This is a genomic window from Corallococcus sp. AB030 (genome assembly GCF_003668965.1).
GTDB lineage: Bacteria > Myxococcota > Myxococcia > Myxococcales > Myxococcaceae > Corallococcus > Corallococcus exiguus.
The window spans coordinates 71,213-93,621 of sequence record NZ_RAWQ01000002.1 but is presented as its reverse complement, the minus strand read 5'-3'; the positions used below and the strand labels follow the sequence as shown (position 1 = coordinate 93,621).

The 22,409-nt window shown below is 68.6% G+C and carries 21 protein-coding genes; 11 read left to right on the top strand and 10 right to left on the bottom strand.

All coding sequences use genetic code 11. The features are described 5' to 3' along the window. The first annotated feature begins 5 nt into the window (after positions 1-5). On the top strand, positions 6-521 hold the full coding sequence (locus tag D7Y15_RS00895) for a hypothetical protein (protein WP_120574239.1): 516 nt from the start codon (positions 6-8) through the stop codon (positions 519-521). 311 nt (positions 522-832) lie between these two features. Further along, complete coding sequence (locus D7Y15_RS00890) at positions 833-1,777, top strand: hypothetical protein (protein ID WP_121751408.1); 945 nt, start codon at positions 833-835, stop codon at positions 1,775-1,777. 18 nt (positions 1,778-1,795) lie between these two features. On the opposite strand, the gene D7Y15_RS00885 is transcribed toward D7Y15_RS00890, so the two are convergent. Next, positions 1,796-2,326, bottom strand: a complete 531-nt coding sequence (locus tag D7Y15_RS00885; protein WP_120574237.1) for an FHA domain-containing protein — start codon at positions 2,324-2,326, stop codon at positions 1,796-1,798. A 183-nt stretch (positions 2,327-2,509) separates the two neighbouring features. Between D7Y15_RS00885 and greA the strand changes: the two genes are divergently transcribed. From greA to thrC, 5 genes are all read left to right on the top strand, one after another. Next, positions 2,510-3,016 (top strand): transcription elongation factor GreA, encoded by a 507-nt coding sequence (greA, locus tag D7Y15_RS00880; RefSeq protein WP_120574236.1) that lies wholly within the window; start codon positions 2,510-2,512, stop codon positions 3,014-3,016. A 116-nt stretch (positions 3,017-3,132) separates the two neighbouring features. Further along, positions 3,133-6,108: an ATP-dependent DNA helicase RecG gene (recG, locus tag D7Y15_RS00875; protein ID WP_121751407.1), complete on the top strand. Its 2,976-nt coding sequence runs from the start codon at positions 3,133-3,135 to the stop codon at positions 6,106-6,108. Between the two features lie 90 nt (positions 6,109-6,198). Further along, the gene (locus tag D7Y15_RS00870; RefSeq protein ID WP_120574234.1) at positions 6,199-6,834 is read left to right on the top strand and encodes a protein-L-isoaspartate(D-aspartate) O-methyltransferase; all 636 of its coding nucleotides are present in this window, start codon (positions 6,199-6,201) and stop codon (positions 6,832-6,834) included. 92 nt (positions 6,835-6,926) lie between these two features. Beyond that, on the top strand, positions 6,927-7,493 hold the full coding sequence (locus D7Y15_RS00865; protein WP_120574233.1) for a hypothetical protein: 567 nt from the start codon (positions 6,927-6,929) through the stop codon (positions 7,491-7,493). After that, a complete protein-coding gene (thrC, locus tag D7Y15_RS00860) occupies positions 7,490-8,821 on the top strand; it encodes a threonine synthase (RefSeq protein WP_121751406.1) in 1,332 nt (443 codons plus the stop codon). The genes D7Y15_RS00865 and thrC overlap by 4 nt, the downstream gene beginning before the upstream one ends. Before the next feature lie 25 nt (positions 8,822-8,846). On the opposite strand, the gene ribB is transcribed toward thrC, so the two are convergent. Continuing rightward, a complete protein-coding gene (gene ribB / locus D7Y15_RS00855; RefSeq protein WP_120574231.1) occupies positions 8,847-9,974 on the bottom strand; it encodes a 3,4-dihydroxy-2-butanone-4-phosphate synthase in 1,128 nt (375 codons plus the stop codon). A gap of 214 nt (positions 9,975-10,188) precedes the next feature. On the opposite strand from ribB, the gene D7Y15_RS00850 reads away from it, so the two are divergent. Both D7Y15_RS00850 and tmk read left to right on the top strand, forming a co-directional pair. Then, positions 10,189-10,530, top strand: a complete 342-nt coding sequence (locus tag D7Y15_RS00850; protein WP_233596525.1) for a hypothetical protein — start codon at positions 10,189-10,191, stop codon at positions 10,528-10,530. Then, positions 10,527-11,183, top strand: a complete 657-nt coding sequence (tmk, locus tag D7Y15_RS00845) for a dTMP kinase (RefSeq protein WP_120574229.1) — start codon at positions 10,527-10,529, stop codon at positions 11,181-11,183. The genes D7Y15_RS00850 and tmk overlap by 4 nt, the downstream gene beginning before the upstream one ends. Here the strand turns inward: tmk and D7Y15_RS00840 are convergent. After that, positions 11,146-12,432 carry an AMP-binding protein gene (locus D7Y15_RS00840; RefSeq protein ID WP_148712667.1) on the bottom strand — a complete coding sequence of 429 codons (1,287 nt, stop codon included), beginning with the start codon at positions 12,430-12,432 and terminating at the stop codon, positions 11,146-11,148. The genes tmk and D7Y15_RS00840 overlap by 38 nt on opposite strands. A gap of 390 nt (positions 12,433-12,822) precedes the next feature. On the opposite strand from D7Y15_RS00840, the gene D7Y15_RS00835 reads away from it, so the two are divergent. Together D7Y15_RS00835 and D7Y15_RS00830 are read left to right on the top strand one after the other, a co-directional pair. Continuing rightward, entirely contained in the window at positions 12,823-13,839 is a 1,017-nt protein-coding gene (locus D7Y15_RS00835; protein ID WP_158628978.1) for a peptidoglycan recognition family protein, read from the top strand. Positions 13,840-13,848: 9 nt separating this feature from the next. Further along, positions 13,849-14,523, top strand: a complete 675-nt coding sequence (locus D7Y15_RS00830) for a hypothetical protein (RefSeq protein ID WP_121751403.1) — start codon at positions 13,849-13,851, stop codon at positions 14,521-14,523. A gap of 111 nt (positions 14,524-14,634) precedes the next feature. On the opposite strand, the gene D7Y15_RS00825 is transcribed toward D7Y15_RS00830, so the two are convergent. The 7 genes from D7Y15_RS00825 to D7Y15_RS00795 are packed head-to-tail and all read right to left on the bottom strand — an operon-like array spanning position 14,635 to position 22,157. After that, a complete protein-coding gene (locus D7Y15_RS00825) occupies positions 14,635-15,816 on the bottom strand; it encodes an ATP-grasp domain-containing protein (protein ID WP_121751402.1) in 1,182 nt (393 codons plus the stop codon). Between the two features lie 3 nt (positions 15,817-15,819). Continuing rightward, entirely contained in the window at positions 15,820-17,175 is a 1,356-nt protein-coding gene (locus tag D7Y15_RS00820) for a hypothetical protein (protein WP_121751401.1), read from the bottom strand. A 9-nt stretch (positions 17,176-17,184) separates the two neighbouring features. Further along, a complete protein-coding gene (locus D7Y15_RS00815; protein WP_121751436.1) occupies positions 17,185-18,153 on the bottom strand; it encodes an isopenicillin N synthase family oxygenase in 969 nt (322 codons plus the stop codon). A gap of 14 nt (positions 18,154-18,167) precedes the next feature. Next, positions 18,168-19,094: an ornithine cyclodeaminase family protein gene (locus tag D7Y15_RS00810; RefSeq protein ID WP_121751400.1), complete on the bottom strand. Its 927-nt coding sequence runs from the start codon at positions 19,092-19,094 to the stop codon at positions 18,168-18,170. 14 nt (positions 19,095-19,108) lie between these two features. Then, positions 19,109-20,338 carry an aminotransferase class I/II-fold pyridoxal phosphate-dependent enzyme gene (locus D7Y15_RS00805; RefSeq protein ID WP_199745866.1) on the bottom strand — a complete coding sequence of 410 codons (1,230 nt, stop codon included), beginning with the start codon at positions 20,336-20,338 and terminating at the stop codon, positions 19,109-19,111. After that, positions 20,335-21,246 (bottom strand): alpha/beta hydrolase, encoded by a 912-nt coding sequence (locus D7Y15_RS00800; RefSeq protein WP_121751399.1) that lies wholly within the window; start codon positions 21,244-21,246, stop codon positions 20,335-20,337. Before D7Y15_RS00800 ends, D7Y15_RS00805 begins: the two co-directional genes overlap by 4 nt. After that, entirely contained in the window at positions 21,243-22,157 is a 915-nt protein-coding gene (locus tag D7Y15_RS00795) for a hypothetical protein (protein ID WP_120574222.1), read from the bottom strand. Before D7Y15_RS00795 ends, D7Y15_RS00800 begins: the two co-directional genes overlap by 4 nt. Between the last annotated feature and the right edge of the window lie 252 nt (positions 22,158-22,409).

Below are 22,409 nucleotides of genomic sequence, written 5' to 3'. Positions count from 1 at the left end.
GATTCATGATCACGCGTTGGAAGTCCGCAGTGGGAAGCATGGCCGTGGGAGTTGTCGCCCTGTCGGCGGCGCAGGCAGGGGCCCAGCCGGCGAGGGCCCAGAACAATCAGGTGAAGCTCGCCCCGGCGAAGCCCATCGCGAGCCCGGCGAAGGCGAAGTCCAGCGGCACCGTGGACGTGGCCGTGGATGAAGGCGCCAAGGGCACCCGCATGTACCGGTATGACCGGGGCAGCGGGAAGCTCACGCTGGTGAAGCAGCTCACGCAGAGAGAGGCGGCCAGCACCACCGCCGGCTTCAAGGCGTTGTCGTCGGTGGAGGCCGGTGGCGGCACGTCCCTGGTGGATCCCGATCGTGGCGGCGCCGTCGCCCCCGAAGGCAAGCCTCCCAAGGGCGGACCCCCGGGCGGACATGAAGAGGGCCAGCAGCTCACCCAGTCGGACCTGGCCAACATCAACCGCGAGCTGGGCAGCCTGAAGCTGAACAAGTCCCAGGTGAAGATCGGCACCCAGGCCCAGCGCTAATCCCAGCCGCTCAGCGGAAGGAACGGACGGCCGTGGCGCCGGAGTGGGGACACGTATCCTCGCCCCGGAGGGCCACGGCCTTCACGTTCCTGGATGAACGCCGGCCCACGCGTTCAACCCCAGACGCCCGGAGTGTCTGCCCTGACCTCGCTCCCGCGTTTCCCGCACCTCTCGCGCCTTGCCACACGTACAACGTGGTCGCACTTTTCGTGCGTGAGGGGGCGCTGCTCGCCCGTTTGTCTTTGACGCCCTCCTTGTCCAAACGTTCGTGGGTCCGGCTGGAGCGCCCGCGGCAGCAGGAGGTTGCACACATGGGGAACGTGGAGAACGGGCGTCGTCGTGGCGCGGGGGGGCTCTCATGGTGGGCGTGGGGACTGACCGTGGCCGTCCTGGGCGCGGGATGTGATCCGGGCGGCCGGGAGCCCGAGCCAGCGGATCCGCTGGCCACGCAGGAGCAGGCGGCCCTCAGTTACAACAGCCTTTCGTACAACGGGTTGTCGTTCAATGGGCTGTCATTCAATGGCCTGTCCTTCAACGGGCTGTCGTTCAATGGCTTGTCATCCACGGCCTTCGCGTCGTGGTACGGCGCGAATCCGGCGCTCGCGGCGGAGGTCATGCGCTACATCGTGCGCTGCGCCATTCCGGAAGGGCAGACACGCACGTACACAGATGCGCAGACGAACACGGTGCACACGTGGACGGGCCTGCTGGGCCTGGCGCCGGGCTGGGCCGGAGGGGCGCCGGCGACGGAGGCGGAACAGCAGATCGTCTCCGCGTGCCTCGCGGCGCACAGCAATCCCTTCGGCGTGAGCGTGCCCATCTCCGTGTTGGGCCGGGACGGCCTGGGGGTGGCCATCCCCGCCTCCGAGGGTGAGTTGGCCACCTTCGCCCGGCCGGAGTCGTGCTTCTTCGGCAATCTCTTTCAGGGGCAGGGGCTCTACGCGGGCAGCCAGAACCCGCCCCTGGACGCGACCCAGAGCACCACGCGCGCGTGCGCCGTGGTGGATGGCTCCGGGATGCCTCGCATGACGTGCGCGCCGCTCGTCTACGTGGGCAGATGCTCGGACGTGTGCACGCAGGCGGGAGCGGCCTTCGCGAGCTGCACGGTGGGCGGCGTGAGCTTCCAGCCGCTCACCACGCGCGTGCGCGACTCGGACCTGTTTGTGTGCGGTGATGGCACCTGCCAGGTGACGGAGTCCTGCGGAGCGTCCAACTCGTACAACGCGTGCGCGGCGGACTGCGGCGCCTGTCCGTGAGGTGAGCGCGGGCGGCCTTCAGCCGGAGTGGGAGCCCAGGCCGGAGGCCGCGCCCACGCGCAGCCGTTCATGCAGCGCGTCCGTGAGCAGGTACCAGAACTGGACGTTGCCGAAGCTGAGGATGTCGCCGCCCCGGAGCGGCACCTCGCGCTGCCCGATGGTGCTGGCATTGACGAAGGTGCCGTTGGTGGAGCCCAGGTCGCGCACGGTGCAGCGGCCCGCCGCCCGGCTCCACTTGAGCTCCGCGTGCTGCTTGGACACGGACGCATCGTCCAGCACCAGCTCGCAGTCCAGCCTGCGGCCAATGCGGAGCACCTCCGAATCCCGGAGGGTGGGGAGGGTGGCGACGAGCAAATCGTCGAACTCGAAGAGCAGGGCGAGCATGCCCTGCTCGACGTCGCCGGGGTCCGCCATGCGGGTGGGCGCGAGCGCGGCGGCGGACAGCTCCGACGGCGGACGCTGCACCAGCGCGAAGGGGCCCAGCTGATGCTGGAAGGCGCCCACGGGGAGGGCGGAGGCGAGTGCGCGCAATTCCTGGACGGACAGCACGTGGAGCAGCCTAACGGGTCGGCCGTCGGGCGCCCAGCCACTACCGGACGATGGTTGTAAGGCTTTCGTTGACCGGCCAGTCACTCGTTCCCTACATTGACCCTTTCGAGTCGCGGGTCGGGTTCCAGGAGGGAACGCCAGACCCCCGATGCGCAGCCAGGTGATGGAAGGAGCGGTGGTTCGATGAGCGGGAGCGACAACATCCCGATGACCCCCCACGGTCTGCAGAAGCTCAAGGACGAGCTGAAGCACCTCCAGTCCGTGGAGCGGGGCAAGATTTCGCGTGAGATCGAGGTCGCGCGTGCGCACGGCGACCTGCGAGAGAACGCGGAGTACCACGCGGCCAAGGAGAAGCAGTCGCACATCGAGGGGCGCATCCTGACCCTCGGCGACTGGATCGCCCGCTCGGAGGTCATCGATCCGGCGAAGCTGGGCGGCGACAAGGTCATCTTCGGCGCCACCGTGGAGCTGGTGGACACGGAGAACGACAAGACCATCAGCTACCGCCTGGTGGGTGAGACGGAGGCCGACCTGAAGAAGCGGTGGATCGCGGTGACCTCGCCGGTGGCGCGCGCGCTCATCGGCAAGAAGGTGGGCGACGTCGCCACGGTGCAGAGCCCCGGCGGCGTGCGCGAGCTGGAGGTCACGGCCATCAGCTTCGAGGATCCGCAGGAAGAGTCGGCCAGCTAGCGCTGAAGCCCGGCTGGCCGGGTGTCCTTCGGGGGGGCGGGCCTGGGCTCGCTCCCCCGGTTTCGTTTTCCCTGCGACGTCAGAGCGCTTCGTAGAATGGAGGCTGGAAATCCCGCGTGAACCACCCGCTCGCCAGCCTCGTTGGACCTCTCAAGTACGCGTGTCAGCGTGACTTCGCCCAGCTCGGGATCGTGCGGGATTTGCGCACGTTGATGGAGCGCACCCTGGCGTCGGCCGGGGGCGTGGACGCGCGGGCCCTGGAGGACTTGAGGGCGGCGCTGCCGCACGTGGATCCGCCCGCGCCGCCGGAGCACCGCAAGGCCGCGCTGCGCCAGGTGCTGGGCGCGCTGAAGCTCAGCGGCGTGGTGCTGCCGGAGGAGCTGGAGCGGGTGGTCGTCACGGGGGAGATCAACGCCGTGGCAGCGGGCTTTCCCCGGTCGCCGGAGCGTGCGCACGTGCTGGAAGGGGAGCTGAACCCCGCGCCGCCGCGCCGCCGGTTGACGCCGCCGCCTGGGACGGTGGAGGCGCGTGGCAACACCGTGCCGCCGTGGCGTTCGCAGGACCCCGTGCCGCAGGTGGGTGGTGGCGTTCCGGCGGCAACGCCCGCGCCCGCATCCCGGCAGCCGCAGGCCCGTGCAGCTTCGCTCTCGCCCGGAGCGGGTCCCCAAGGTGGGAACGCAGGTCCCGTGAAGGGCGAGCCGGTGCCCTACGGCGCGCGCATGGCGGCCTCCCGGGGCGCTGCCGCGATGGGCCCCGCGCAAGGTGACGCCCAGCCCTACGGTGCGCGCATGGCCGCGGCCCGGAACGCAGCCGTTCCCGCGGGTGCGGCGGCCCGTACTCCGGGTGCGAAGCCCAATGCGAGCACCGAGCCTCGCAAGGGCGCACCGCCAGCGGACCGCGCTCCCGCGGAGAAGGCCCGGAAGAAGAAGGCCAAGGCCGTTGGCGCGGAGGCGTCCCGCTCCGAGGCGAAGCTGCTGTCCATCGCGCCGCGCACCGGCCCGTTGTCCGCGCCGCTCAAGACGCTGGGCAAGCGCCTGGGGCCACGGCTCGTCGCGGTGCTCGACAAGAAGGGCCTGCGCCGCACCGGCGACATCCTGTTCCTGTTGCCACGCTGTTACGAGGACCGCCGCAAGCTGCGCACCATCGCGGAGCTCATCCCCGGCGAGCGCGGCGTGACGGTGGGCACCGTGAAGACGGCCGACTTCGTCCCGGGGCGCGGTGGAAAGCGCATGTTCCGCGCCGTCGTGGGGGACCGCTCCGGCAGCATCGCGGCCACCTATTTCAACGCCGGACCGTGGCTCAAGAGCCGCTTCTCCGTGGGCAAGCAGCTGGTGCTCTCCGGCGAGGTGCGCGCCTCCATGAACGGCCGGGAGATGGCCCACCCGGAGCTGGAGCCCGCCGAGGACCTGGAGAACACGACCTCCGTCCACTTCCACCGCATCGTCCCTGTCTACCCGGGCTTCGAGCGGGGTGAGCAGCGCTCCTTCCGCGAGCTGACCTCGCGCATCAGCGAACAGCACGCGCACCATCTGGAGGAGCCGCTGCCCGCGGACCTGCGCCGCCGCTACCACCTGATGGGCCTGCCGGACGCGCTGCGCTTCATCCACTTCCCGCCCGACGACGCGGACCTGGAGGCGCTGGACGCGCACCAGAGCCCCGCGCACCGCCGGCTCGCGTTCGACGAGCTGTTCTTCCTCCAGTTGGGCATGGCCCTCAAGCGCCAGGGCATCAAGGCGGAGGAGGGCATCGCGTTCGACGTCACCCCCGCGCGGCTGGACAAGGCGCGCGCCGCGCTGCCCTTCCAGCTCACCGGGGCGCAGGCGCGCGTGGTGGGGGACCTCGCCCGGGACATGGCGCGCCCGGAGCCCATGAACCGGCTGGTGCAGGGCGACGTGGGCAGCGGCAAGACGGCCGTGGCGCTGGTGGCCGGCATGGTGGCGCTCCAGGACGGCTACCAGGTGGCGGTGATGGCCCCCACCGAAATCCTGGCCGAACAGCACGAGCGCACCTTCCGCCGCATCCTGGAGCCGCTGGGCTACCGCGTGGGGCTCATCAGCGCGGCGGGCACCGCGAAGCACAAGCGCGAGGTGCGCGAGGCCGTGGCGAAGGGGGACATCCACCTCGCCGTGGGCACGCACGCGCTGCTGGAGGGCGGCGTGTCCTTCCAGAAGCTGGGGCTGGTGGTCATCGACGAGCAGCACCGCTTCGGCGTGCTCCAGCGCCACACGCTCATGAGCAAGGGGCTCACGCCGGACGTGCTGGTGATGACCGCCACGCCCATCCCGCGCACGCTCGCGATGACGCTCTACGGCGACCTGGACGTGTCCATCATCGACCAGCTGCCGCCGGGCCGCACGCCCATCACCACGCGCGTCTTCAACAACGAGCAGCGCGCGCGCGTCTACGAAGCGGTGGGCTCGGAGCTGGCCAAGGGCCACCAGGCCTACGTCGTCTATCCGCTGGTGGAGGAGTCGGAGAAGCTGGACCTGGAGGACGCCACCCAGGGCGCGACGAAGCTCCAGGTGGTGTTCCCCAACGCCAGCGTGGGCCTGCTGCACGGGCGCATGAAGCCGGAGGAGAAGGACGCCGTGATGGAGGCCTTCCGCGACAAGCGCATCCAGTTGCTCGTCTGCACCACGGTGGTGGAGGTGGGCGTGGACGTGCCCAACGCATCCGTCATGGTGGTGGAGGCCGCGGAGCGCTTCGGCCTGTCGCAGCTGCACCAGCTGCGCGGACGCGTGGGCCGTGGCGCCGCGGCCAGCTACTGCTTCCTCGTCGCGGGCGCCGCGCGCTCCTGGGAGTCCACCGAGCGGCTGGGCGTGATGGAGCGCAGCAGCGACGGCTTCGTCATCGCGGAGAAGGACCTGGAGATCCGCGGCCCCGGCGAGTTCCTGGGCACGCGGCAGAGCGGCCTCCCGGAGCTGGCCGTGGCGAACCTCGTGCGCGACGGCGATCTCTTGTCGCTCGCCCAGGCGGAAGCGCGGCGCATCATGGACGCCGACCCCCAGCTCCAGAAGCCGGACCACCAGGGGCTCGTGAAGGCGCTGGAGGAGCGCTGGGAGGGCCGGCTCGCGCTTGCCCGGGTGGGGTAGGCCCGAGGAGGCCCGCGCCCGCCCCCTGGATTGTCCCGGACTGTCGTCGTGCTTACTTTCCTGGCTGGAGGACCACGGGGGGCGTACGCGATGGGAGACTGGGGGCGAGCGGAGTATCTGGCGCGGCAGGGCATCCGGGATCGACGGGTGCTCGCGGCGATCGCCAACCTGAGCCGCGCGGACTTCGTGCCCTTGGACGCGCGGGACTCGGCCCATCAGGACGTGCCGCTGCCCATCGGCCACGGGCAGACCATCAGCCAGCCCTACGTGGTGGCCCTGATGACCGAGGCCCTGCGCCTGCGCGGTTGTGAGCGCGTGCTCGAAATCGGCACCGGCTCCGGCTACCAGACAGCGGTGCTGGCACTGCTGGCCCGCGAGGTCTTCACGGTGGAGATCGTCCGCGAGCTGGCCCGGCCCGCCCGGCGGTTGCTCCACCGGCTGGGCTTCACCAACGTGTTCTACCGGGAGGGTGACGGCTCCCAGGGTTGGGCCCAGGCCGCGCCCTTCGACGCCATCATCGCCACCGCCGCGCCAGAGGACATCCCCCGGGAGCTCCTGCGCCAGCTGAGGCCCGGGGGGCGGATGGTCATCCCCGTGGGCTCCGTGAACGAGCCGCAGGAGTTGCTGCGCATCCGCCGGAGACAGCCGGGGATGCTGCCCCGGGTGGAGCGCCTGCTGCCGGTGCGCTTCGTCCCCATGATGGGACTGGGCTCCGCCCCGAGCTGAGCGGGTGCGACAGGCCGCACGCCTGCATGCCCACTCCTTCGCGTCCCGGGGTCGCGTTGCCGAGCGGTGAGGGGACCGGTAACGTCCCGCCCATGATCATCTGCCCGGTCTGCGACCACGTGCAGTCGGAAGGCGAAGAGTGCGAAGGCTGCGGCAAGCGCTTCCCCGGCCTCATGAACATCCCCGCGCCTGTCGTGGCCCCGTTGGCGGAGCTGGAGCTGACGCACCACGCGGGAGGCCGTGTGCCGGTGGACGCGCCCGCGCTGCCGGAGCTGGACCTGACGCGGCTGCGCTCGGGGCCGGACCTGCCGGCGATGGTCGTGCCCGACCTGGAGTTGACCCGTTCGGGCGCCACGGGCGACGTGCCCGTCGCGCAGATGACGGACCTGGACACGGGCCGCGCGCAGGACGACGGCGTGCGCACCGCTGCCCCGGTGGGCGCGGTGACGTGCCGCTACTGCCGCAATGTCCAGGCGGAAGGCCTCTTGTGTGATGGCTGCGGCATGCGGCTGCCCCGGGTCCGGGTGGCGGCTCCCGCGACGGCGAAGCGCGGCGGCGGGGACGAGGACGAGCGCGTGCCCTGTCCCTCGTGCCACGTGCCGTCCAGGCCGGGCCGCCCGTGCGTGGCGTGCGGCACGAAGGTGGAGGTGGAGGCGTGACGGATCCAGCGCTGAAGGCGGGCTACGCGTGCAGCGAGGGTTGCGGCTTCACGGCCTCGCTGTGGGACGTCGTCTACCGCTGCCCGCGCTGTGAAGGCCTGCTGGAGGTGGCCCACGACGAGGCCGCCCTGCGCGCCATCCCCGCGGCGGAGTGGAAGCGCCGCTTCGAGTCCCGCTTCGCGACGTCGCGGTTGCCAGACGGCTCCGGCGTCTGGGGCAAGCGCGAGTGGGCGCTGCCCGAGCTGCCGGTGGAGGACATCGTCTCGCTGGGCGAGGGGCGGGTGCCGCTCAAGCCGCTGCCTCGCATGGCGGCGGAGCTGGGGCTGGGTTCGCTGATGTTGAAGGAGTGCGGCGTCTCTCCGACGGGCAGCTTCAAGGACTGGGGGATGACGGTCCTGGTGTCCGCGGTGAAGCACCTGCGCTCGCGCGGCACGCCCATCCGCGCGGTGGCGTGCGCGTCCACGGGCGACACGTCCGCGGCGCTGTCCGCGTACGCCGCGGCGGCGGGCATCCCGGCGGTGGTGTTCCTGCCGAAGAACAAGGTGTCGCTCGCGCAGCTGGTGCAGCCCATCGCCAACGGGGCGCGCGTGCTGTCGCTGGACACGGACTTCGACGGCTGCATGAAGCTGGTGCAGGCGGTGACGGCGGACACGGGGTTGTACCTGGCGAACTCGATGAACTCGCTGCGCATCGAGGGCCAGAAGATGATCGCCATCGAGCTGTGCCAGGACCTGGGCTGGGAGCCGCCGGATTGGATCGTCATCCCGGGCGGCAACCTGGGCAACGCGAGCGCCCTGGGCCGGGGACTGGACCTGCTCTTCACCCTGGGGCTCATCACCCGCCGGCCGCGCATCGCGGTGGCGCAGGCTCAGCGGGCGAACCCCCTGGCGCGCGCCTTCCGGGGCGGCTTCCAGGAGCTGGTGCCCATGCAGGCGGGAGCGACGCTCGCGTCCGCCATCCAGATTGGCAACCCGGTGTCCTTCCGCCGCGCGGTGCGGATGCTGCGCGCGTTCGACGGCGTGGTGGAGGAGGCGACGGAGTCGGAGCTGTCCAACGCGGCGGCCCGGGCGGACCGCGAGGGCACCTTCGCCTGTCCGCAGACGGGCGTCGCGCTGGCGGCGGTGGAGAAGCTGGTCGCGTCAGGCGTGATGGCGAAGGGCTCCAGCGTCGCGGTGGTGGCCACCGCGCACGGGCTGAAGTTCGCGGACTTCAAGGTCGGCTACCACCGGGAGACGCTGAGCGACGTGAAGGCCGCGCACGCGAACCCGCCGGTGGAACTGCCCGCGGACCTGTCCGCCGTGCGCGAGGCCCTGAAGGACCTGGGCTGAAGCCTCGCGCGCCTCCGGGGTTCCGCTACTCCACGTCGAGCGACAGGCGCGACTCGATGGTGAGACCGAAGCCGGAGAGGCCCCGGTAGGTCATGTCCGTGTTGGACATCACGCGCATGGTGCTCACGCCCAGGTCGGTGAGGATCTGGCAGCCCATGCCCACGTCGCGCGACTCGTTGGCCGCGCGGCTGACGGACGCGTTGCTGCCGTCGCCCGCGCGCTTGTGGTGGATGCCGAAGTCGTTGCCGTGCATGCCGGGCAGGTAGACGATGACGCCCGTGCCCTCGCGCGCGACGTTCTCCATCGCGCGGTCCAGCAGCAGGTTGCACTTGCAATCCGGTGACCCGAACACGTCGCCCAGGGCGCAGGCGCCGTGCAGGCGCACCAGCGGGGCGGGCTGGACCTTCGACGGGTCGCCCTTCACCAGGACGAGCGACTTCGCGCCGTCAGGCGTCCACGTGTAGGTGAGGGCGGTGAACTCACCGTGGCGGGTGCGCACGACGCTCTGGCCGGACTCACGGCGGACCAGGCGGTCCTTGCGGCTGCGGTACTCGATGAGGTCCGCGATGGTGACGAGCTTGAGGTCGTGCTCGCGCGCGAACTGCTTGAGGTCCGGCATGCGCTGCATGGTGCCGTCGTCCTTCACCAGCTCGCAGAGGATGCCGGACGGCTGCAGGCCGGCGAGCCGCGCCAGGTCCACGGCCGCCTCGGTGTGGCCCGCGCGGCGCAGCACGCCGCCTTCGCGGTAGCGCAGCGGGAAGATGTGGCCGGGGCGCAGGAAGTCGTCCGCGGTGGTGTTCGGGTCGGCGAGCGCGCGGATGGTCTTCGTACGGTCGCTCGCGGAGACGCCGGTGGTGGTGCCGTGGCGGAAGTCCACGGAGACGGTGAAGGCGGTGCGGTGGGACTCGGTGTTCTCCGCCACCATCTGGGGCAGGCGGAGCGAGTCCAGCCGCTCGGCGAGCATGGGCTGGCAGATGATGCCGCTGGTGTGGCGGACCATGAACGCCAGCATCTCCGGGGTGGCGAGCTCGGCGGCCATGATGAGGTCGCCTTCGTTCTCGCGGTCCTCGTCGTCGGCGACGATGACGCACTTGCCAGCCTGGATGTCGCGGATGGCCTCCTCGATGGTGTTCAACTCGGAGTCACGGCTCATGTCGGGGGAACTCATCCTGCTGACGACGTGGAGAGGCATGGTTCGCGGCATGTAACGCGAGGGGGGTGGGGTGGCAAGCCATGCTCGGGGAGCGAGCGTGCGTCCATTCAATGGCTGGGATGAGCGCAAGCTGGGACTGCGCGTCCGTGTAGGTGGGTGCTGTCGGGTGGCCGACTCGACGGGCTGGGGCACGTGATGTAGGGTGCTCGGCTCCGTGAGCGCAGACATCCAGCAGGACAAGCGGGCCCGGTTCGACCAGTTGCAGGAGAGCCTGTCGACCCGCCAGAGCACCACCCACTTCACCCACGCGGGTGTGTCCGTCATCGCCTTCATGTTGATTTCAGGGGCGGCGGGGAAGCTGTTCTACGACTCGCTGCGCACGCCGCTCCTGGCCTGGGGTGCCGCGCTGCTGGCGCTGGGGCTGCTGGCGTACGGCTTCCTCAGCTACCGAAAGGGTCGCGCGGTGCTGGTGGAGGAGCTGCAGCAGTACGAGGCGCTGCTCGCGCTGCGCCGCGAGCTGCACCTGGACAACCCCGCCGCGCTCCTTCCCCGGTGAGCGCCGCCAGGAAGGTCGCCCTGCCGGGGCGATTCATCGTGCTGGAAGGCCTGGACGGAGCGGGCACCACCACGCAGACGGAGCGGCTGGCGTCCGCGCTGAGGGCGGACGGGCACGCGGTGGTGACGACGCGCGAGCCATCCGACGGTCCGGTGGGAACGATGCTGCGCCAGGCGCTCACGGGCCGCCTGGGCTTGCCGCAGGGCCGCGGGCCATTGGCGCAGGAGACCCTGGCGCTGCTGTTCGCGGCGGACCGGACGGATCACCTGCACGCGCGAGTGCTGCCGGCGCTGGAGGAGGGCAAGGTGGTGTTGTGCGACCGCTACGTGCTGTCCTCGCTGGCGTACCAGGGCGCGAGCCTGCCCATGGCGTGGGTGGACTCGGTGAACGCGCACGCGGTGTCGCCGGACCTGACGCTGTTCGTGGGCGTGGATCCGAAGGTCGCGGCGAAGCGCCGGGCCGTGCGCGGAGGCCCCGCGGAGCTGTTCGAAGCGGACGAGGCCCAACGGCGGATCGCGAAGCAGTACCTCAAGGCCATCACGCTGCGCACGAAGCGCGAGCGCATCGTGCACATCGACGGTGAGCTGTCCGTGGAGGCCGTGACGGAAGCGTGCCTCAAGGAAGTGCGGCGGCTGCTCGCGCGCAAGCGCTGAGCCCCGGCTGTCGAGGGTGGGGTGCTCCCGCGACGCGGAAGCCGCGGACGAGCGTCCACAACAGCTCCAGCACGGAGCTGTCGAAGCAGATGCGGCTGACGGCGAGCCAAGTGCCCACGGGCGCCGCGCCAACCCGTGCGTCCATGGCGCTGAAGAAGTCCGCCACGCTCCGGTGCGTCACCCTCACGCCCTGGGGCCTGCCGGAGGCGCCGGATGCGTAGAGGACGTAGGCAGGGGCGTCCAGCGTCGTGCCCGCGCGCGGAGGCCCCATCACGTCCAGTTCGAACGCGTCCTCCGAGTCCAGCAGGACGGTGCACACGCCGTCCGTCGGCAGGTACTGGACCAGGCGGGACTCCGTGACGAGCACCCGAGCCCGTGAGTCCTCCATCATCGCGGCCAGCTGTTCCCGCGGGCAGTCCGGATCCAGCGGAACGAACGCGCCGCCTGCCTTGAGGATGCCGAGCATCGCCACCACCATGCGGGTGGGGCGCTCCACGCACAGACCCACGCGCACGTCCCGAGCGACGCCGTGCTCGCGCAGGTGCCACGCCAGCGCGTCGCTGGCCGCATCCAGCTGCGCGTAGGTGAGCGTTTCATCTTCCACCGCGACCGCGTCCGGCGTGCGAGCCACCTGCGCGCGGAACTGCGCGGGGAGGCAGCGCGAGTCATCCGGCGGCGTCGGGCCGTTCGACTCGGGGAGCAGCATGTACCGTTCGTCCGTGTCGAGCAGCGGCACGTCCATGGGAACGGGGGGCAAGGCTTTCTGCGCCCGGGCTGGCGGCGTCCAGTCCTCCGCGAGGGACGGCGGCACCATGTCCGTGGCCACCCAATGGAGTTCACCCAGCTCCGGCGTCTCCGACGTGAGGCGCGGGGACATCTCCAGGATGCTGCTCGTCGTCAGCACGAAGCGCGCGCCGCAATCCCGAGCGATGGCAAGCAGCTGGGACAGGTCGCGGTCCAACAGGGAAGGATCCGGCGGGGAGCACGGCACCGCGATGGCGTCCACGTACAGACAGCCCATGAACCCCACGATGTACTCGTGGCCCGGAGGATACAGCAGCAGCACCCGTTCACCGGCCGCGTTCAGCGTCCGCAGCCACGTACCCAGTGCCCGTGCCCGGGTGTCCAGGTGCGAGAAGCTCCACTCCTCGGATGTGCCCTCTCCCAGTCGCTCCGCATGTGGATAGAGCAGGTCCGCCAGGTGGATGGTCGAGTGGAAGAGGTCTTCGGCGTTCTCCGCTGCATCCATGAACAAGCCCTCAAACGAGGAATAGCAGATAGTCACGGATGATGGCACATGGGTCTGACATCACCTTCGCGAAGAAGGGGGCGGTGTTCGTAAGTGCGACACGGTGGGTTCGAATCCTGCCGCCCCTGGCGCTCACGCAGTGGCCTTCGTGCTATTCCTGCTTTTGCTGCTCTTGGACTGTCACAACTTCCTGCGGGGTGACCATTGCGCCAGGGGAGACCCATGCTTCAGAACCCAAGCAAGTCTTTGTCGACTCGAGCCCCTCCTCAGCGCCAGCTTCGTTGGATTGGCAGGATCCGCCCCTCTAGCGCGCGGATTCACAAGAAGCCGCACAGGAATCCCCAAGGTCAAATTCACGATGTCGTCGTCGACCTCCCGATGGGTACCCGCGTGACGGTGATTGGCAAGGAAGGAGCGAACTTGCATGTCCAGGCAATGCAGGGTGGTAAAGCCTACGACGGATATGTCTCGCAGGAATTGGTCGAGCATCTTTCGCCCAGTGCTCCTGGATTCGAGGAATCGCTGGCCGCCAAGGATTGGCCAGCGGCAGCGCAGCACCTCAGCAAACTTCAAAGAACCGAGATTGATGATTTATTGAAGTTATGCAGCGCAAGTGAACTCGCGCACCTGACCCTGGGCGTGCTTTCCTCCAAGCCGGGCCCGTATCAACGTGTCTCCGAAGCCATCGCACGCTTGAGCTTTGCCGCCTCGATTGCGGGAACGCAGTTGTGGCTCGCGCAGAGCGCCCTCGAATCAGAGCAGGCAAAGTTCCAGGTGAAAGTGATTGCTCGTGAAGCCTGGGGGGCCCTTCCGCCGGACAAAAGCAAAGGATGGGACGAATATCCTTCAAACACACACCTGCCGCTCACCCGCATTGTCGTCCATCATACCGCCGACCCGCTGGGGCAGACCGTCAAGGACCTGGAGAGCAAGGAGCGAAAAGCGGGCTATGCTGATATGCCCTATCACTTCGTCATCGCCAGGAATGGTGAGATCTACGAGGGACGCAGGATCAATATCGTGGGCGCCCATGCAGGGGAGTTCAAGAATAACAAAGACATCACCAAGGATCCTGACTATGGGGCTATTGGCATTGTTCTGACTGGCGACTTCGAGAGCAGGATGGAGAATGGGTGGTCGCCAGATAAACCCACGCAGGCACAACTCACCAGCCTGCAACGGCTCCTCAGTCATCTTGTATGGAAGTATAGCCTTTCCCCTGATTCCATCTTGAAGCATTCTGAGGTCAAGCGGGATGGCAAGCCAAAGGTCTGCCCGGGTGAACACCTGAACTCTTATGTGGATCTTGGCAAGACAGTCGCGCGCCAGGCACTGAAAAGGCTGAAGGCCGCCGAAGAAGAGTTCCAGGCCGCCGAGCAGCGTGCGTCGACGCTCAAGCTCAAATAGGATGATGGGATGGACACGGGCGACACCAATACCGCGCTAAGGCGCATGGAGGCCGAGCAACAACGGCTCCGCCTGCAGGTTCGCTGGCTGAGCATTTTGCTGGTCGGTTCGCTCGCTCTGTTTCTGGTGGGTGAGTGGCTCCGGTGGAAGAGTTCGTTGGGCGCACCTGGCGAGAGGCCAAGTGAACTGCGGGTGTCGCGCCTCATCATCCAGGATGAGCAAGGGCGGGTACGGGGGGAGTTGGGGCTCATGCCAGGTGCGCAAGAGCCCTCCTTGACGCTCTATCATCCGCAAGGACAACGCTGGGCCTCACTCGCCATGGCGACCCCACCCGGCGCGCCACCTGCGCACCAGAGTGCTTCACTTTCTCTCCTCGATGAATCAGGCAAGGCTCGGATCTTCCTGGGGGCCTCCGGCCGCGACAATGGCCTGGTCCTCTACGAATCCGAGGGGCATCCAGGCCTTGCCTTGTATCTTGATACAGACTCCCAAGGCCTGGTCATCAGGGGGAGCGACGTACCGCGGATACAACTCAGGTACACAGAACACGATGACGCCCGTCTCTCCGAACTCATCTTCCGGGATGAGCAGAGCAGGCCGCAGGCTGCTCTGCAGGGAGGAGGAGGGGGAGGGGCCTTGAACCTCTACCGCCCCGATGGCGAAAGCGCCTTCCGGACGCCCTGACACTGTGCGCGAGAGCAGTTCCGTGAAGCACGGCGGGATGGGCTGGCACAGAGCGGACGCGGCGGGATATCGACTCTGAGGCACTCCGTGCCGCGCCAGAGAAAACCTTGTCTACGCGGTCTCCAACACGAGCCGCTGGGTGACCTCGCTGCACACGGCTTGCGCCTGCTGCACGGTGTCCGCGTAGGCGAGCACATAGCCCGCGCGGTCCTCTGACTTCAGGGCCTGACGGATGGTGCCTCCCAGCTCCACCGCGAGCGAGATGTCCACCACTCCCGGCAGCCGCTTCAGCGCCAGCGCGCCGTTGATGCGCTTGAGCTTGCCGGGGGACGGGGTGAAGTACTGGATGGCCGCGCCGCCTCGGGGCACCGGATCCGCTTCCAGGGGCTTCAGCGTCCCCATGGCCCACTGGAGCGTCATGTCCAGCAGGTCATGCCCCGTGGTCAGCCGGACCAGGTCCCACAGGCGGTCGCCTCCCAGCCGCGTGTGCGTCTCCACGATGCGCGGGCCGCGCGCCGTGTACTTCAGCTCCGTGTGCGAGGGTCCATCCTTCAGTCCGAGCACGTCCAGGAAGCTGCGGATGAAGTCGCGCACCTCGCGGTCCCGCTCCGGGCTCATCGGCGCGGGGACCTGGTGCGCGACCTCCAGGAACGCGCTGCCGTTGGGGTCCGTGCTCTTCGTCTCTTCGTTGATGCCCAGGATGACGTGGCGGCCCGCGAAGGAGAAACACTCCACGGAGTACTCGGGGCCGTCCAGGTACTCTTCGGCGATCCATGACGCTCGGCCGTTCAGCACGCCCTCCAGGTCCGCGGCGGAGCGCACGAGCCGCACATCGATGCTGCCCACTCCGTCCACGGGCTTCAGGATGAACGGATAGCCCTGGCGCTCGCCGAACGCGACGGCCTCTTCCCGCGTCTTCACCGGGGCCCACTGCATGGGCGAGAACCCGCCGGAGTCGAGCACCCTCCGCATGGTCGGCTTGTCGCGAGTCTTCTCCACCAGCTCCAGCGGCGTCCCGGGCAGCCCCAGCGCTTCGTTGATGCGCGCGCAGGTGATGAGCGCCTCCTCCGCGACGGTGATGGCGCTCACGAACGGAGTCACTTCGTGCGCGGCCTTCAGCATGGGGATGAGCGCCGGGTCGTCGTAGCTCATGAGGAGGACCCGGTCGGACTGCCGGTTCACGTGATCATCGGACAGCCCCGGCTGCTGGATGACCAACGGCCGCAGGCCCAGCTGCCACGCCCGCTCCGTGATGAACTGCCTCGCGCCCAGAAGAATGAGGTTCGCCGCCATGGTTCATGCACTCCTTGCAGTGACGTCCTCCGCGCGACCTCGCGCGTGACGGATGAAGGCCTGGCGTCCTTCCTCGGAGACGACGAACGCCCACCCCAGCTTGCCTCCACTGGTGATGTTCACCACCTTCGAAGTGCGGCTGCCTCGCACCAGGAAGCCATTGGGCTTTCCGCCGTAGGAGTAGAAGCCCAGCACCAGCCGATACTCCGCCGGGGCTGAGTCACCGGCCGCGCGCAGCCGGACGGTCTCAGCTTCCACGACGTGCTGGCAGATCCACCGCTCGATGCCCGGTTCGCGCAGCTTCTGCTCCAGCACGTCCGCGGGCCAGTCCACCCCCATCAGCACGCCGCTGCCGCCGTAGGAGCTGCTGTCGTCGATCTTGAACACCAGCCCCGTCTTGTCGCGCAGCGCGTCCGCCAGGTTCTCCTCTGACAGGGAGAAGGCGTGGGGCAGGTACCTCCGGATGGCGGCCACCTCCTCGTCGCTGAAGAGCGGGTGGTGTCCCGGCTCGCACAGCAGTGCGAGGAACCGCTTGCTCATCCGCAGCTCCGGTTCGAAGCCGTTGGTGAGCACCGCGCCGCTCGCCCAGAGCTTCTCCAGGAACGCGAAGCCGTCGGTCACCTCTTCGTAGGTGAACATGCGGTGGATGAGCGTGCGCTCGCCCTCCTCACGCGTCAGCCAGGCCTCTGGGTAGCGGACCTCGTCGAGGATGTGGACCGGTATGCCCGGGTTCAGCTCCTCCAAGTACCGCTTCAGGTAATCCTGACGCGGATACCCCAGCTGCGCGTGGCCGGTGGAGTCGAGGATCACCACCCGGCGCAGGTCCCGCTTGCGGCACTCCTCCGCGTACAGCACGGCAAGGTCCCTCAATGGGCTGTTCATCAACCCGGCCTTGGGAAAGCCCAGCGCTTCCGTGGTCGCGCGGGAGCCTTCGTAGGCTTCGCCTCCTCCCACGCCGGGGAAGATGTTGAACTCGCAGAAGAAGTAGCCCTGCCGCGTCGGCACGACGTCCATCCGGCCAATCGTCGCGTCGCCGTGGCGCAGGTTGTCCCAGTGGATGAAGTCCACGAGCCGCCGGGGCATCCGCAGCAGGTCCAGCAGGCCTTCCCGCGAGCGCGTGTCGATGAGGTGGCCAATGAGCTTCAGCTGCGCGGAGAGCAGGTGACGGCACGCACGGCTCAGCTCCTGGAACTCCGCTTCGCTGAAGAGGAGCGGGTGCGCGAACTGGCTCTTCTCGTACATGGGCGAGTCCAGGTCGTGGATGGCGGCGATCGTGCTCGCGTGGGCCCTGGCATCACGCTCGGGCGACCATCCTTCCTCCAGGGCGTCGAGGAACGCTTCGTTGAATGCACCGATCATGGGTGGGCCTCAGGAGCGTCCGGCGTCGTCGACACCGAACAGCGCGTTCATCTTCTGGAGGGAGAAGGCCTTGTAGACGACGGGCTCGTACTTCGCGGGCGTGTCCTTGCAGAACTTCGGGAAGCACTCGATGAGCGCGTCGTCGTTGGCGAGCTTGAAGAACGCCAGGGACTGACGCTCGCCTCCGGACAGGACGACCCGGTGTGGCGTGGACACGTATTCGTCATTGGACCAGCGGGCCATCAGGTCACCGATGTTGACGATGAGGTGATCCCGCCGCTCCAGCGTGGGCGTGATCCATGCGCCCCCGCGCTCCTTCACCTGGATGCCAGGGCCCGTCTGCGCCAGGACCGTCAACAGCGTCCCGTCCGTGTGCTCGCCCATGCCCTGGTCGTTGATCAGCTCCGGGCTGAGCGTTGGGTAGAGCAGGGAGCGCAGCGAGTCGGTGGACGCGGAGGTCTTCTTCGCGAAGAAGTCCCGGGGCAGGTCCAACGCGATGCTGAACAGCTCCGTGAGCCGGGCCGTCAGCGCCTCGCACTCCCGGAAGTACGCCTTGAGCGCCGCGCGCAACCTCTGGCCCTCCGCGTCCTCGCTGAACGGCAGGTTCGCGCTGTCGTCCTCGATGAGCCGGCCCACGCTGAACTTCTCCACGTAGTCGCTGGGGAGCCCCTTGCGGCCCATGTACGCGTAGGCGTTCTCCTCCAACATGCCGCTGTAGCCGTAGGGCGTGTAGTCGTCCGCGGCCATGGTGAAGCCGGACTTCAACCGGCACTGGTTCTTCGCCTCGAGCGGCAGGCGGAAGAACGCCCGCGAGAGGCCATAGGCATCCTCGAAGACCGATGGCGCGATGCCGTGACCGCTCAGGGTGAAGAAGCCCACCTGCTTGCAGGCCTGGTCGATCTCGAACGCCGCACGGCGCTCGGCTTCGGACCCTGGCGTCGCGGACGTCAAATCGATTCGCGGCAACTCCTTCATCATGTGCTCCTCCAGGTTCAATGGCTCAGCTCGTGTTCACGCAGCACGTGCGCGACCGTGAGGACGTCCAGGAAGGCGTGTCCCGTCGAGCTGAAGACGGTGCGGCTCGAGCGCAGGGGACCACTGTCCCTCCGCACGAGCTGCCCCAGGGTGATGGCGTTGGCGTGCACCGGCCCGGCTTCCGCGAGCGCGGTGGCCAGGTCCTCGACGATCACCGTCGACGTGCACAGCAGTTCGAGCGGCACCTCCCGGGCCTCCACGGTGTGACCGCCCATGCAGTTGATGTGCACGCTGGGGGAGAGGCCTTCGAAGCTCCCCAGCGGCGTCTTCGACGACGTCGCGGTGCCAATCACGTCCGCACCCCGGAGGGCCTCGTCGAGGGACGCGCAGGCGGCGACGTGCACCACTTCACCCAGGGACGCGCGCAACTCCGCGGCGAACGCGTCACTCCGGGCCGGGTTCCTCGCCCAGAGCCGCACCTCCTGGATGGGACGGACCGCGCGGACCGCCAGCACCTGTTGCCGGGCCTGCGCCCCGGTGCCCGCCACCGCCAGCGTCCGGGCATCCGTACGCGCGCAGAAGTCCGTGACGAGCGCGGACACGGCGGCGCACTTGAGTTCCGTCACCGCCGCGCCATCGAGCAGCGCGAGCAGTTCTCCCGTGCGCGCGGAGAACGCCGCCACCACGCCGTTCATGGTGGGCAGCGGATCCGTGGCGGACCGCTCGAAGAGGGTCGCCACCTTGTTGATGTAGAGGCCCAGGTGCTCCGACACGGCCGGCATCGACACGAACGCGGCGTGCCGGGAAGAGGAGGGGACCGCGACGCGCAGCGGGACCTGCATGCGCTCATGCAGGCCCTCCGTGAGCGCCGCCTCCAGCTCGCGCACGAGCCGGGGCAGGTTCCCGTGCGCGGTGACGACATCGTGGGATAGGAAGGCAGCCATCGCGCGCTCCCCGCCTACAGCGTCGCGAGGACTTCCTTCAGGTGGCCGATGAACGCCTGGACCTTCTCCGTGGGCAGGTCGCCGCGCAGCATGAGCCGGATGCCCGCCTTCCCCACGGGCACGATGGGGAAGAAGACCGCGGAGCAGTAGAAGCCTCGCTTGTAGAGCTCGCGCGAGAGCTTCACGGCCTTGTCCTGCTCGCCCACCTCCACGACCTTGATGTGCAGGCCGTCGCCGCGCTGCTCGGTCTGGATGTGTTCGTCGAACAGGGCGATGTTCCGGCGGAGCTGCTCCTGCCGCTTCGCCAGCTCCGGGCTGCGGTGCACCTGGATGCTTCCCATGGAGGTGCCGATGGCCGCCGTCCGCAGGCTCTGGGACCAACCCATGGGGCCCGTCCGGTAGAGGAAGTCGTAGTGCTTGCGGGAGCCGAGCATCGCGATGCCGCCCGTGCTGCCGAACGCCTTGGCGATGGAGGCGATGATCAGCGTGCGGTCGTTCATCTCTCGCAGCCGCGAGCGGATGTAGCCCTCGCCGTTCTTCCCCTGCGTGGAGAGCGAGTGCGAGTCGTCGAGGTAGAGGAAGAGGCCGTACTTCTCCTGGAGCGTGAGCAGCGCCTGGAGGTCCGTCGCGCCGCCCGTGGAGTAGACGCCGTCGCAGACGTACGCCACGCGCGGATACTTCCGGCAGACGTCCTCCAGGTAGTTCATGTCGTTGTGCGGGCAGTTCAGCACCCGCGTCTCGTCCGCGACGATGGGCTTCACGAACGCCATGGAGAAGTGCGCGAACTTGTCGAACACCATCACCAGCGGCTCGCTGTCCGTCAGGTGCCCCGACCCGAGCACCGGCAGGATGGCCGCAGTGAGCGCGCTGGAGGTGACGGCGGGCAGCACCGGCCCACCGAAGAGTTCCGCGAGCTGCTCCTCCAGCTTCTCCATCAGGCCCAGCCGGATGCGGAACTCCGCCATCGACAGGCCGGTGATGCCCTCGCGCTTCAGCGCGTCGATGCCGCCCTGGATGACGTCCGGGTGGCTGTTGAGCCCCAGGTAGGAGCAGGAGCACAGGTTGGCGAACTCGTGCCCGGTGTCCACCTCGCGCAGGCGGTTCTGGCCGTCCACCGCCTCCACGCGGATGTTGAGCATGTTCGACTCCCGGGCCACGGCCCAGGCGCTCTCGCTCGCGGGGATCATCTTCTGGTTGTTGCGGTGCAGGTGCGGACCCATCACCGCGTCGTTGGGCGTCGTCACTTCCGCGCTCCTGTCTTGTCAGTCACGAACTGGCCGATGCGCTGGAGCGCCTCGCGGCCGCTGCTGAGGCGGTGGAAGTGCAGGTGCCAGACGTGGACCATGTCGGGCCACTCCTCGAACGTGACGTCCACGCCCTGGGCCTGGGCCTTCTTCGCCATCGCCTGTGAGTCGCTGAAGAGCAGCTCCCGCTCGCCCACCTGGATGAGCAGGGGCGGGAAGCCGGTGAGGTCCGCGTGGATGGGCGAAATCGTGGGCTGCCGCGCGTCCTGGCCGTTGAGGTAGTGCCGGGCGACCTCCTCCACCACCTTGCGCTGGACGAGCGCGTCCGCCTTCTCGCGCGACGTGTAGCTGTCGCCGTGGATGCCCAGGTCGAACCAGGAGGAGATGCACACCAGGGCGCCCGCGAGCGGAAGGCCCTTGGCCCGTGCGTTGACCTGCATGGAGACCACCAGGCCGCCACCCGCGGAGTCCCCCGCGATGGAGGTGTGGCCCGGCTTGAACCCACGCTCCAGCAGCCAGCGGTACGCGCTGGTCGCGTCATCCAGCGCGGCCGGGTAGGGGTGCTCCGGTGCCCGGCGGTAGTCGAGCTGGAGCACCCGGCAGCGAGCCTGCCGCGCCATCTCCGCGGCCATGTGCCCATGGCTCACGAGCGAGCCGAAGACGAAGCCGCCGCCGTGCAGGAAGAGCAGGGCGCGGTCCTGATCGCACTCTGGTGGCGTGAGCCACTGGGCACGGATGCCGTTCACGCTGACGGGCTCCACTCCGATGTCCGTGGCGACGGGCAGCCCGAGCGAATCGTAGTGGACCCGTGCCGCTTCATAGCCGTCCGGCCAGGGCCGGGCGTCCAGGTACGCGAGCAGGTCCTTCATCTCCGCCGCGTTGCGCTCCGCGTGCTGTCGCGAGGTCATGCCCGCACCTCGATGACGTTCGGGTACGGGTTGAGTTCGCCGCTGACGAAGCGGGTGATGTTGGCGTCGTCCTTGTGGTTCGTCGCCTTCTCCAGCGACAGGCCGTAGTAGTCGTACCAGCGCCTGAGGTCGTCGGTGCCCGCGACCTGGTACTCGACGTGGCGGATGGGGCGCTTCGCGGCCTTGCTCGCGTCGGTGAGGGACGGCTGGGTGGCCGCGTGGGCGAGCCCGCCCACCACCTCGTTGTGGAGGACGATCATCACGATGTCGTTCTCCAGGTCGAGCTTCAGCGCGAACGAGTAGTCGCGCAGGATCTCGTCGGAGAACTCCGCCTTCACGGCGACGTTGTAGTTGTTGGGGATGTTCTCGATGAGCGAGCGCGGATCCAGGCCCTTGTCCTGGCAGAACCGGCGCGTGTCGCAGATCATCGGCATGCCGCCGCTGATGTTCTGGTTGGGGCCGTAGAGGTTCGCGATGAACGGCGTCGCCGAGTCGAAGTGGACGCACTTCGTGGTGACGAACTCGCGGCTCTCCGTGTGGTCGCTGTTGGGCGTGAAGTTCCGGTTCTTGTTGAACCCGTCCACGTCCATCTTCGCCACGCGGTCGTAGGAGATGGGCGTGGGGCTGTAGCGGGTCAGATCGAAGCGCGGCGCGATCGCCCGGAAGACGCCCTCCAGGTAGTCGCGGGCCAGCGCGGCGCCGGACTCGGTGTGGATGTCCAGCCCGCGATCCGCGAGCAGCTTGTTCACGCCGAACACCACCGCGAACCCGTTCTTCTTCTCCACGGCCTCCACCACGGCGTCGAGCAGCGCGCCGGCCGGAGCCGCCGAGCGGCCTTCACCCAGGTCCGCCGGGAAGGTGGAGACATTGATGAACGAATCCTTGAGACGGCTCGGATCGAGTCTTTTCATGGGCTGTCCAGGGGATGAGGGGAATGGGGCGGCAGCCAATGGCTGATCAATGGGCCGCGATGTCTGTCTTGATATACTGATGCGAAATCCCGGCGTCAACCCGTCCTGGAATTTGCCGTTGACGGTGTTTTAAATGGGGCGCGCAGCTTGAGAGTGTATCAGCCGTTGTCGAAGCCCGGAACGACGCTCATGGGAGGCCGATAGCGTCTCTCTGGCGCAACCTCTTGCATGCGTTGGGTAGGGTTTCGCTGG

Bases quoted from the DNA above. Each gene is read 5' to 3' on its own strand.
- D7Y15_RS00895 (WP_120574239.1), top strand. From the start codon at position 6: ATGATCACGCGTTGGAAGTCCGCAGTGGGAAGCATGGCCGTGGGAGTT.
- D7Y15_RS00890 (WP_121751408.1), top strand. From the start codon at position 833: ATGGGGAACGTGGAGAACGGGCGTCGTCGTGGCGCGGGGGGGCTCTCA.
- greA (WP_120574236.1), top strand. From the start codon at position 2,510: ATGAGCGGGAGCGACAACATCCCGATGACCCCCCACGGTCTGCAGAAG.
- D7Y15_RS00870 (WP_120574234.1), top strand. From the start codon at position 6,199: ATGGGAGACTGGGGGCGAGCGGAGTATCTGGCGCGGCAGGGCATCCGG.
- D7Y15_RS00865 (WP_120574233.1), top strand. From the start codon at position 6,927: ATGATCATCTGCCCGGTCTGCGACCACGTGCAGTCGGAAGGCGAAGAG.
- ribB (WP_120574231.1), bottom strand. From the start codon at position 9,974: ATGAGCCGTGACTCCGAGTTGAACACCATCGAGGAGGCCATCCGCGAC.
- D7Y15_RS00840 (WP_148712667.1), bottom strand. From the start codon at position 12,432: ATGGATGCAGCGGAGAACGCCGAAGACCTCTTCCACTCGACCATCCAC.
- D7Y15_RS00830 (WP_121751403.1), top strand. From the start codon at position 13,849: ATGGACACGGGCGACACCAATACCGCGCTAAGGCGCATGGAGGCCGAG.
- D7Y15_RS00825 (WP_121751402.1), bottom strand. From the start codon at position 15,816: ATGGCGGCGAACCTCATTCTTCTGGGCGCGAGGCAGTTCATCACGGAG.
- D7Y15_RS00820 (WP_121751401.1), bottom strand. From the start codon at position 17,175: ATGATCGGTGCATTCAACGAAGCGTTCCTCGACGCCCTGGAGGAAGGA.
- D7Y15_RS00815 (WP_121751436.1), bottom strand. From the start codon at position 18,153: ATGATGAAGGAGTTGCCGCGAATCGATTTGACGTCCGCGACGCCAGGG.
- D7Y15_RS00810 (WP_121751400.1), bottom strand. From the start codon at position 19,094: ATGGCTGCCTTCCTATCCCACGATGTCGTCACCGCGCACGGGAACCTG.
- D7Y15_RS00800 (WP_121751399.1), bottom strand. From the start codon at position 21,246: ATGACCTCGCGACAGCACGCGGAGCGCAACGCGGCGGAGATGAAGGAC.
- D7Y15_RS00795 (WP_120574222.1), bottom strand. From the start codon at position 22,157: ATGAAAAGACTCGATCCGAGCCGTCTCAAGGATTCGTTCATCAATGTC.